Annotated in this window: 10 protein-coding genes; 3 read left to right on the top strand and 7 right to left on the bottom strand. The window is 71.1% G+C overall.

Going from position 1 to position 10242, the window contains the following annotated elements; all coding sequences use genetic code 11:
* The first annotated feature begins 177 nt into the window (after positions 1 to 177).
* Positions 178 to 807 (top strand): nitroreductase family protein, encoded by a 630-nt coding sequence (locus G515_RS0118630; RefSeq protein ID WP_028661371.1) that lies wholly within the window; start codon positions 178 to 180, stop codon positions 805 to 807.
* Positions 808 to 831: 24 nt separating this feature from the next.
* Here the strand turns inward: G515_RS0118630 and G515_RS0118625 are convergent, their stop codons facing one another.
* The 5 genes from G515_RS0118625 to G515_RS0118605 all read right to left on the bottom strand — a co-directional run bounded on the left by G515_RS0118625 (position 832) and on the right by G515_RS0118605 (position 5827).
* Positions 832 to 1686, bottom strand: a complete 855-nt coding sequence (locus G515_RS0118625) for a tryptophan 2,3-dioxygenase (protein WP_028661370.1) — start codon at positions 1684 to 1686, stop codon at positions 832 to 834.
* 170 nt (positions 1687 to 1856) lie between these two features.
* On the bottom strand, positions 1857 to 2963 hold the full coding sequence (locus G515_RS0118620) for an acyl-CoA dehydrogenase family protein (protein WP_028661369.1): 1107 nt from the start codon (positions 2961 to 2963) through the stop codon (positions 1857 to 1859).
* Between the two features lie 19 nt (positions 2964 to 2982).
* A complete protein-coding gene (locus tag G515_RS0118615; protein ID WP_028661368.1) occupies positions 2983 to 4188 on the bottom strand; it encodes an acyl-CoA dehydrogenase family protein in 1206 nt (401 codons plus the stop codon).
* A 121-nt stretch (positions 4189 to 4309) separates the two neighbouring features.
* A complete protein-coding gene (locus tag G515_RS22360) occupies positions 4310 to 5323 on the bottom strand; it encodes an NAD-dependent epimerase/dehydratase family protein (RefSeq protein ID WP_036556387.1) in 1014 nt (337 codons plus the stop codon).
* 117 nt (positions 5324 to 5440) lie between these two features.
* A complete protein-coding gene (locus G515_RS0118605; protein WP_028661367.1) occupies positions 5441 to 5827 on the bottom strand; it encodes an effector-associated constant component EACC1 in 387 nt (128 codons plus the stop codon).
* Positions 5828 to 5991: 164 nt separating this feature from the next.
* On the opposite strand from G515_RS0118605, the gene G515_RS22875 reads away from it, so the two are divergent.
* A complete protein-coding gene (locus G515_RS22875) occupies positions 5992 to 7551 on the top strand; it encodes a caspase family protein (protein ID WP_051218598.1) in 1560 nt (519 codons plus the stop codon).
* A gap of 43 nt (positions 7552 to 7594) precedes the next feature.
* Here the strand turns inward: G515_RS22875 and G515_RS0118595 are convergent, their stop codons facing one another.
* Positions 7595 to 8197, bottom strand: coding sequence for a CGNR zinc finger domain-containing protein (locus tag G515_RS0118595; RefSeq protein ID WP_051218597.1), 603 nt, complete (start codon positions 8195 to 8197; stop codon positions 7595 to 7597).
* A 174-nt stretch (positions 8198 to 8371) separates the two neighbouring features.
* Between G515_RS0118595 and G515_RS0118590 the strand changes: the two genes are divergently transcribed.
* Positions 8372 to 8863 (top strand): hypothetical protein, encoded by a 492-nt coding sequence (locus G515_RS0118590; RefSeq protein WP_028661365.1) that lies wholly within the window; start codon positions 8372 to 8374, stop codon positions 8861 to 8863.
* A gap of 63 nt (positions 8864 to 8926) precedes the next feature.
* Here G515_RS0118590 and G515_RS0118585 read toward each other — a convergent pair whose 3' ends face one another.
* Positions 8927 to 9973, bottom strand: a complete 1047-nt coding sequence (locus G515_RS0118585; RefSeq protein ID WP_036556362.1) for a zinc-binding dehydrogenase — start codon at positions 9971 to 9973, stop codon at positions 8927 to 8929.
* Positions 9974 to 10242: the final 269 nt, after the last annotated feature.

Below are 10242 nucleotides of genomic sequence, written 5' to 3'. Positions count from 1 at the left end.
AGCGTGGCACGGCGGCTCTCGCCACGCTGCCGCGCGGGTCCTACGGCGCGAGCGTGTCTGCGCCGGGCGTGCCGGAAGGTAGAAGCGTGGCACGCCGGCTCTCGCCGCGCTGCCGCGCGGGTGTGGGCGGCCGACCCGCTGCCGCACGGGTTGCCGCGCCGTGGTGATGATGGGGGCATGAGTGAGAAGCATGCCCCGATGCCGGGTGCCGAGTCCTTGGCCGAGCCGCTGAGGGATCGCTGGTCGATCAGTGTGTACGACGACCAGCACACCCTCTCCGGCGAGCAGGTCGAGACCCTGCTGCACGCGGCGCAGTGGTCGCCGAGCGCGGGCAACCGTCAGCCCTGGGCCTTCTTCGTCGCCCAGCGCGGTACGCCGGCGCACAAGGCACTGGTCGAATACCTCTCCCGGGGCAACTCGCGCTGGGTGCCGCGGGCGTCGGCGGTGTTCATCACCGCCGCCCAGATCGCGCCCGACCCGGAGGGGGAGGGACCGACCGAGCCGGCGTACTCCTTCTACGACCTGGGCCAGGCGGCGGCCCACCTGACCATCCAGGCCCACTCGATGGGGCTGCGGGTGCATCAGTTCAACGGGTTCGACACCGGAGCATTGGCCGAGGAACTCGGCGTGCCCGCGTGGTGGCGGGTGATGAGCGGCATCGCGGTCGGGGTGCACGGCGACCCGGCGGAGGTGTCCGAGCGCGATGCCGAGCGGGAGCAGCGGGTACGCCGGCGCAAGCCTCTGCGCGACATCGCCCGGGGCGACACCTGGGCCGAGCCGTGGGACGGCCTGAGCACCGAGTTGTGAGGGGCGAGGGCGAGTTCGTCCTGGTCAGCTGCCGATCTCGGTGCGCACCGCGAGGATCTCGGGGAAGAAGGTGAGATCGAGGGCGGCACGCAGGAACGGCACCCCGCTGGACCCGCCGGTGCCGGGCTTGAATCCGATGATCCGGCTGACCGTCTTGAGGTGGCGGAAGCGCCACATCTGGAAGCTCTCCTCGATGTCGACCAGTTCCTCGCAGGTCTCATAGGCCGCCCAGTGCTGCTCCGGATGCTCGTAGACGGCCCGGATCACCGGCACCAGGTCGGGGCTGAACTCGTGCGGCAGGCTGACGTCCCGGGAGAGCACCTCCGCGGGCACCGGGTGGCCGGCGCGGGCGAGGAACCGGAGGAACTCGTCGTACAGGCTCGGCCCGTGCAGGGTCCGGGCGAGGGCCGCCTGGGCCTCGGGGTCGTGGGCGAAGACCTCGACCATCTCGGCGTTCTTGTTGCCGAGCAGGAACTCGACCGTGCGGTACTGCGCGGACTGGAAGCCGGAGGAGTGCCCGAGTGAGTCTCGGAACTGGGCGTACTCCGAGGGCGTGAGGGTCGCCAGCACCGCCCACTGTTCGAAGAGCTGCCGCTGGATGTGCTTGACCCGGGCGAGTGACTTGAGCGCGGGGCGCAGGTCGTCGGCCGCGATCCGGGCCATCGCGTGGCGTACCTCGTGGATCAGCAGCTTGAACCAGAGCTCGGAGGTCTGGTGCGCGATGATGAAGAGCAGTTCGTCGTGGTGCGGCGGTTCGCTGACCGGGTGCTGCGCGTCCAGCAGCCGGTCGAGCTGGAGGTAGCCGCCGTAGCTGAGCTCGTCGCGCAGGTCGCGGTGGATCCCCTGTTCGACCGAGCGCAGGTTCGGGGTCTCGCTCATCTGTGGCCACCCTCGTGGTCGGGAATGCCTGCGCCGATGAGCGTATCGAGCCGGCCAGCGATCGGCCCTCCGCGCAGCCGATGCGACGGTGATTCCCTCCTGCACAAACAACGAACCCGCCGAGTCGTCCTGGGCGCAGGCCGACCCGGCGGGTTCTTGGTGCGAACCGATCAGTTGGCCGCGCCGACCAGGCGGTAGTGGTAGTCGCTGTCGCCGAAGATCGTCTCGATCAGCACGATCCGCTTGAGGTAGTGGCCGATCGCGAGCTCGTCGGTCATGCCGATGCCGCCGTGGGTCTGGACGGCGGCCTCCGCGACCTTGCGGCCCAGTCGGCCCACCTGCGCCTTGAGGACCGAGATGTCGCGCGGGGTCGCGGTGCCGGCCTCGACCAGGGCGGCGGTGTAGAGGAGCGTGGCCTGCGCCTTGGTGGCATCCATCTTCATGTCGGCGAGGCGGTGCGCCACGGTCTGGAAGGAGCCGATCGGGACGCCGAACTGGTGCCGGGTGCCGGCGTACTCGGCGGTCTGGCGCAGGACCTCGCCGGTCGCCCCGACGGCCTCGGCCGCGAGCACGACCAGCGCCTGGCCGACCACCGAGCCGATGATCTCGGCTGCATCGGCGGACAGGCACGCCTGCGCCGGCACCTCGACGCCATCGAAGTCGACGTGGGCGGCACTGCGGCCGTCGATGGTGGTGAACGGCGTGAGGCTGACCCCGGGAGTGGTCGGCTCGAGCGCGAAGAGCGCCTGGGCGCCGTTCTCCGCGGTGGCGCTGACGACCAGGACGTCGGCCTCGGCGGCTGCCAGGACCAGTTGCTTGCGGCCCTCGAGCCGGTGGCCGTCCCCGGAGGCGGTGGCGCGCACGGGACCCTGCTTCGCGTCGCCGACGCGGTGCGAGTCCTCGTGGGCGAAGGCGCCGATCGCCTCGCCCTCGATGATCTTCTCGAGCCACTGCTGGGCCAGGGGCTGCTCGCGGACGGCGGCCAACGCGCCGCCGGCGAGCATGATGGAGGGTACGTAGGGCTCGACCACCAGGTGCGCGCCGAAGGGTTCGGCGATGGCGATCAGGTCGACGATCGAGCCGTCCAGCCCGCCCGCCTCCTCGGGGAAGGGCAGGGCCAGCAGGCCGAGCTCGTGGTAGGTCTTCCAGGCGTCGGAGGAGTACGGCTGCGCTGAGCGCACGATCTCCTGGCGGGTCTCGAAGGCGTAGTTCTTCTCCAGGTAACGCGTGACGCTCTCGCGGAGCATCGACTGCTCATAGGTGAAGCTGAAGTCCATCTCGGGTCTCCTGAGGGTGTCAGCGCGAGCTGAGGGTGCGGGCGATGAGGTCGCGCTGCACCTCGTTGGTGCCGGCGTAGATCGACGTGGCGCGACTGTTGAGGTAGTAGGGCATGGCCACCAGGTCGATGTCGTCGCCGATCGGGTCGACACCACCGCCGACCTCGAGGGCCTCGCGCTGCAGGACGAGGGCGTCCTCGCCGGTGACGCGCGCCAGGACCGTGGTCAGGCGCTGGGTGAGCTCGGAGTTGATCGTCTTGGTCATCGAGGAGAACGCCGGGTTGTCGGCGATGGCGTGACCGCTGACGGCGAGCCTCTCGAGGGCCGTCACCGAGGCGACCTCGGCCTCGAGCTCGCCGAGCTCCCGACAGAACACCGGGTCCTCGGCGAGGACGCCACCGAAGGGCGAGGTGCGCACGCGGGCGGCGTCCTTGATCCGACCCAGGAACCGCTCGTGCCAGGGGCTGTTGGTGCCGCCGCCGCGCTCGTGCTTGAGCAGGTGCTTGGCGACCGCCCAGCCCTGGTTCTCCTCGCCGACCCGGCCGGACTGCGGCACGCGGGCGTTGTCGAAGAAGACCTCGCACTGCTCGGGAAAGCCGTCCAGACCGATGATCGGCCGGATCTCGATGCCGGGGTAGTCGAGCCGGTCCAGCAGCAGGAAGGTGATGCCCTGCTGCTTCTTGCCCTCGGTGCTGGTGCGCACCAGCATGAACATCCGGTTGGCCCGGTGGGCCAGCGTGGTCCAGATCTTGGAGCCGTTGATGATGTAGTCGTCACCGTCGGCGACCGCCGAGCAGCTCAGCGAGGCCAGGTCGGAGCCGGCGCCGGGCTCGGAGTAGCCCTGGGTCCAGTAGTCGTCACCGGAGAGCATCCCGGGCAGGTACTTCGCCTTCTGCTCCTCGGTGCCCAGGTCGATGAGCAGCGGGCCGATCATCTTCAGGCAGTTGGGCAGCAGCGGCGGGAGGCCGCGCTTGGCGGACTCCTCGGCGAAGACGTAGCGCTGCTCGACGCTCCAGCCGGTGCCGCCGTACTCCACCGGCCAGCCGGGGGCGACCCAGCCCTTCTCGTGCAGGATGCGCTGCCAGGCGATGGTCTCGTCGAACGGGGAGAAGGCGCTGGTCGTCTTGCGCCCGGCCTCACGGATGGCATCGGTGGGTGCGCTGTCGAGGAACTCGGTGACCTCGCGCCGGAACTCCTCCAGCTCGGGGCCTGATTCCAGATCCATCAGACTTCTCTCCTCGCGGACTCGGGACCGGCCTCGGGGGGCCGGGTGGGATGAGACCCAGCACACAGTGTGGGCTGAGCCGAGGATAGAGGATGGTCCTGAACGAGCGCTCAGGGGTGCGTCAGGTGGGACGGCCAGGGGCGGGCGTCGGCCGGAGCTCTCGGATCAGGTCGAGCTCCTCGGTGCGGGTGAGGCCGGCGGCCCGGGGGCGCTCGAGGCCCCGGGCGAGTTCGTCGGCGAGCGTGTCCTGGAGTGTCGCTGAGGCCGACCGCCGGACGAGTCCGGCGGAGAGCGCCCGGGTGTCCGATCGGGCGGCATGGCCGGCCAGTTCGGGGCCGGGGAGCCACAACGGCAGCGATCTGGGCCCCATCCACGGCGCGACCTCGCGCTCGTTCAGCCACGACTCGGGTGCCGGGACGACGTCCCCGGAGTGCCCGGCGATCGCACGGGCGAGCCCGAGCACCTCGCGGAGAGGCAACTGCTCGCCGACCAGGTGGAACGTCCCGGTCAAGCCGCCGCCGGCGCCGAGCAGCCAGTCGGCGGCATCGCGGACGTCGATCACCTGGGAGGACTGGGCCGGGGCGTCGGGGACGAGCACCGGACCCCGCTGGGCGAGGGCGAACCGGCCGACCCAGTAGCCGTACCGGTCACTCCTGTCGCCGGGTCCTCCGATCAGTCCGGCGCGGGCGATCAGGAGGCGGTCGCCGAGTGCTTCGGCGCAGGCCTCCTCGCAGGCGACCTTGGCCTCTCCGTACTCCTCCCGGGTGGCCCGGTCCCTGGTCGACCGGTGGCGGAGCCCGGCGGTCTCGTCGGCATGGGGCGTGGAGTCGTCGGCATAGACCGAGCAGGTGGACACGAAGGTCCAGTGCGCCGCTCGGTCGGCCAGCGCGTGGACGGCGCCGCGGGCGAATCCGGGCTGCCAGGTCAACTCGATCACGTCGTCCCACTCCTGGCCGCGCACCCCGTCGTAGGCGGCGGGGTCCAGGCGGTCCGCGCGTACCCACCGGGCACCGACGGGTGCGGTGCCGGACTCGCCACGGGCCAGAGAGGTGACCTGGTGGCCGAGGCGGAGGGCCTGTTCGGCCAGAACTCCGCCCAGCCACGATGTGCCACCGAGGATCAGGATGCGTTTCATGGTCGCCATCCGACACCAGTCGTACGCCGGGTGACCACCACTTCCGCTCAGGGCAGAGTCGTCCGGTCGCTGTGCGGATGGGACGCGGGCCTCGGCAGACCGGGTGATGGTCGGGCGCTACTCGGCGTCCGCGGGCGGGGATCGCAGGAACTCCTGCACCAGCCGCTCCTGTTGCTCGACGGTCGCCCGCGACAGTTCCAGCGTGCGGTCACCGATCGTGACCTTCACCGAGAGCCCCGGGTCCCTGCTGCGGGAGAACCACGCCCGGACCGCGGACACGACCAGCCGCACGGCCTCCACCGAGCCCCTGACCTGCACGAGCAGCGCGGCTGCCGCGGCCATGTCGACGCCCTTGCTGCCGGGCGGCGCCGGCGTGGCCGGAACCGGGGAGACCGCAGCGACGTCGAGCTCGAGGAGCTCCCACCTCAAGTGGTCCACCAGTTCGTCGGTGGCTTCGGTGTCGCCGCCGGCATCGACCAGTTCGATCTTGACCTCTGCGTCCATCCGGACACCCCGGTTCGTCCTCGGATTCCACTCCATTGTCGGCCCCCTCGGCCGGCCGGCGTCAATGGCAGGCCTGGTGCGCGTTCCTCGCCGTTCGCCGGCTGCGGGGCGCCCACTGGTGGTGCCCGGTGTTCGGGCGTATACCTGAAACGAGGAGAGCGACGATGGCAGCCTCGACCGAACAGCTGGGTGATCGGCGGGTCGCCCTGCTGGTGGCGGTCAGCCAGTACACCGACCCCGCCCTACGGCGGCTGCGCTCACCTGCGGCGGATGCGGTCGCCTTCCGTGACCTGCTCGCGGACCCCGAGATCGGTGGTTTCGCGGTCACGTCGGTCTTCGACGAGAAGGCGGCGGCCATCCGCCTGGCGGTGGAGGAGTTCCTGACCGACCGGAGCCCGGACGACGTCGTCCTGGTCTATCTGTCCTGTCACGGCCTGGTGGACCTGCGCCGCCGGTTGTACTTCGCCGCGCGTGACACCCTCAAGGACCGGCTGGCCGCATCCGGAGTCGAGGCGCACTGGCTGCTGGACCAGCTCGAGGACTGCCGGGCCCGGCGTCAGGTGGTGGTCCTCGACTGCTGCTTCAGCGGGGCGTTCGCCCGCGGTGCCAAGGGCGACACCGATCTGGGCCTCGGCGAACGGCTGATGGGGCAGGGTCGAGGTCGGGTGGTGCTCACCGCCTCGCGCGGCACCGAGTACTCCTTCGAGGGCGACGCCGTCGCCGGGGAGGGGCACGAGGGCTCGGTCTTCACCAGTGCCCTGGTGGGTGGGATCACCAGCGGTGAGGCGGACGCCGACGGCGATGGCTTCATCTCGGTGGACGAGGCGTACGCCTATGCGTTCGAGAAGGTGAGGCAAGGAGGCGGTCAGCAGACCCCGCAGCGATGGCTCTACGGCGCCGAAGGGTCGATCCTGCTGGCTCGGAAGCCGGTGCCGACCGGATCGACGAGCCGGCCGGTGACCGAGTCGATCGCCGAGCCAGCCACCGATTCGACCTCGGAGCGGCCACCAGGCTCCGCCCACCAGGATGCCGAGCGGGGTCCAGCCGCCCCGGGAACGATCCCCGACCGCCAGGCACGTGTGCGCCGGTTCCCCGCGCACCGATGGGTCTCGTGGCTGGTGGCGGTCGCGGCCGCCGTCCTGCTGCTGTCGGTGGGCGCGCTCGGGGCGCGGCTCATCGACGCGGGGGACGGCGCCGGCGGCGGGGGTACGGGAGACGGCTCGTCGGGGGCGACCTCCTCTGCCGGAGCGGCGAACGAGTTCGAGGTGGAGGCGCCGTGGCGGCTCGTCGTGCGCGCGACCGGAGACGCCTGCGAGGTGACCGTGACCGATGAGCAGGGCCAGTCAGTGTCCTTCTCGGATCTCTACGGGACGAAGTTCTTCCAGATGCACTTCAACGGGACGGTCGCCTGGGAGGCCACCGACCCCGGATGCGAGGTGATCCAGCAACCGGGTGCCGACGAGCAGGAGGCCCCGATCTCCTGGCGATGCTGCCTCGGCGACAGCCCCGCATTCGTCGCCGCCGGCACGGTGTCCGTCGAGGTGCTCGACTTCGCTGGGAGCGTCGGCTGCGACGTCGACCTGCACGCCGTCGAGGACGGGCGGGTGGTCTCCTTCGTGACAGTGACGGAGAAGGAGACGCCGACGGTGATCGAGACCTACGGAGTGTCGCCCGTCTACATCGGGAGCACGACCTGCGGCTACCGGATATCCGATGCGAACTGACCCGGCGCCGGGTCTCCGGTCGGACCAGAGCGCGGAGGAGGGATCACCGGACCGCGTCGCCCGGGTCGGGCTTGTGCCGTAGGTAGTAGCGCGCGACGCGGGCGCGGTTGCCGCAGATGCTCGGCATGCACCACCGCCGGTTGGGGTTGCGGGCGAGGAACAGCATCACGCACGCCGGGGCATCGCACAGACGTACCTTGCCGATGTCCGGCCCGGTGAGGAGGCGGACCGTCGCCTCGGCGAACGTGGCGGCGAGGCGGTCGGCGAAGGGTCCGGTCCGACGGGTCTCGGCGATCAGCGCGGCGCCGTCCCAGCGCGCCTGCGGTGCCGCCGGTGCGGCGCCGATCACCCGGTTCAGCCCGGCGAGGGCCGTCGCCGGTGGCCTGCGGCCATGGCGGGCGGGTTCGACCGCGGCGGCGGCGTCGGCGCGCACGGCCCTGAGTGCCGCTGCGGCCCGGTCGGTGAAGGCGCTCTCGCCCAGGTCGAGGTCGAGCCGTTCGGCATGGGCCCGGAGCCACTCGGCGCGCTGCTCGGGATGGTCGAGGAGGTCCACCCAGTTCTCGCCGACGTACATCCGGGTGTTGACCAGATCCAGGGCCGGCGGCTCGGTGAGCAAGACCGGCCAGATCGTCGAGGGTGGGTTCACCGGACTAACGGTAACAATCTGCCCTCCCTCATGTGACTAATGGTATAGACCGATCTTGACCCATTAGAAGGCCGGTGGTGTCGTGGGCTGTCATGAATCCAGCAACCTGCCGGTCGAGGCCGGTTCGAACACGCCAGGGGGGCGTTGAGGATGGGGGAGACGAAACGGGGTCGCATGGTCGCCCGGGCAGCGGGAGTCGGTGGCACGATCGCGATGGCCGCCATCCTGGTGCCGGGCCCGGCCGCCGCCGCGCCCGATGGGGAGGCGGCCGGCGATGCCGTGTCGCCGTACCGCCTGCACAGTCACCTCGGGGAGGTGAGTGATGGTGGCTCCGGGGCACTGCTGCGCTGGCTCGAGGTGGGCACGGACGAGGCCCCGGCCTACTACGCCCGGTTCTTCTCGGACGGGGAGACCCTGGAACTGCGGGATCAGCGCAGCGACGGGCGCCGGTTGGAGGTCGAGGTCAGGGTCTATGGCCACGCGGACGTGGAGGGGACCCCGTCCGACCACCTCGACACCGACCATTTCCTCGTCGAGGGGGACGAGACCAAGGACCTCGGCACCCCGGACGGGTCCGAAGACATCCCCGAGGGGCACTGGGTCGCCACCCGGATGCGACCCGAAGGCTTCACGTCCTGGTCCCCCTGGGCCTACGGAAGGGCGTGAGGTGACTCCGCTCCACGAGCCGTCGTACGCGTCGGACCGCGAGGCCGCCAACGAGCCGGCGGTTCACGGAACGGAGAGGACGATCTTCCCCGCACGCCGCTGACCGGCGAAGTGTTCCTGGGCCGCGGCGAGATCCGCCAACGCGTAGCGCCCCGCGATCATCGGCCGGATCTCGCCCCGACGGGCAAGGTCGAGGAGGACGGCGAAGTGGTCACGCGTGTGCATCGAGGAGCCGATCAGCGTGATGTTGTGCAGGTAGAGGCGGCGCAGATCGAACTCCACGACCGGGCCCGCCACGGCCCCCGCGATGACCCAGCGACCGTCGTCCCGCACCAGCGGCATGAGTTGCGCGATCAGCGGACCGCCGGCGACGTCGGCGATCGCGTCGATCCGGTCGAGGCCGGCGCGCCCGAGCTGCTCGACGAGGTCCTGAGCGCGGTCGATCGTGTGTACGGCGCCGGCGGTCAGTACGTCGGCCGACTTGCCGGCGCTGGTGACCCCGATGACCCGGGCGCCACGCGCCGCCGCCAGCTGGACCACGGCCAGGCCGACGCCGCCCGAGGCGCCGGTGACCAGGACCGTCTCACCCGCGCCGATGCCGGCGCGCTCCACCATGCCCATCGCCGTTCCGTAGGCCACCGGCAAGGCCGCCAGCTCCTCGTCGGTGAGCGGCGAACCGGTCACGTCGTGGGCCTGCTCGGCCCGCACCGTCACGAACTCGGCGAAGCCACCGTCGGCCTCGCTGCCCAGCAATCCGACCGGTGGGGCGTTCCGGGACCCGTCGCGGTACAACGCCGGATCCACCAGGACCCGCTGACCGACACGAGCGGGGTCCACCTCAGCACCGACCTCCGCGATCACACCTGCGATGTCGCCACCCTGTATCCGGGGAAAGGTGAGGGGTCCGCGCCAGCCCGCCAACGCGCTCGGGTCGCCGGGCAGGCCGTAGGCGCCCTGCCGGGTCCAGATGTCCGTGTTGTTCACGGCCGCCGCGCACACCCGCACCAGCACCTCGTGGGCCTCCGGGACCGGCCGGGGGTGGGCGTCGTCCAGAACCAGAACCTCGGGCCCACCGTGAGCGGTGAGCACGACAGCCTTCATCCGTCCCATCCCGCAAGCCTGACAGCGTGGCCAAGTCGACGAGGGTCGTCGTGTCCGCGGCGGGCGACGCCCCTGACCGATACCAAGCGACGAGGCGGACTCATCGCCGCTGAAGCCACGGCGGCGATCGCCGATCGTCTACGCGCCCGAGTCGTTCACCAGCCCCCGCCACCAGAATTTGCTGCCGATGATCGGAAACGCGGCTGCGGCACGCGACCCGAGGAGAAGAGGGTGGGCGCCGGTCGTGGTGACGCCCGTCACCTCCTGCCATCGCAGCG

The sequence above is a fragment of the Nocardioides insulae DSM 17944 genome (assembly GCF_000422825.1).
Taxonomy (GTDB): domain Bacteria; phylum Actinomycetota; class Actinomycetes; order Propionibacteriales; family Nocardioidaceae; genus Nocardioides; species Nocardioides insulae.
This window is presented reverse-complemented; position numbering and strand designations above follow the sequence as displayed.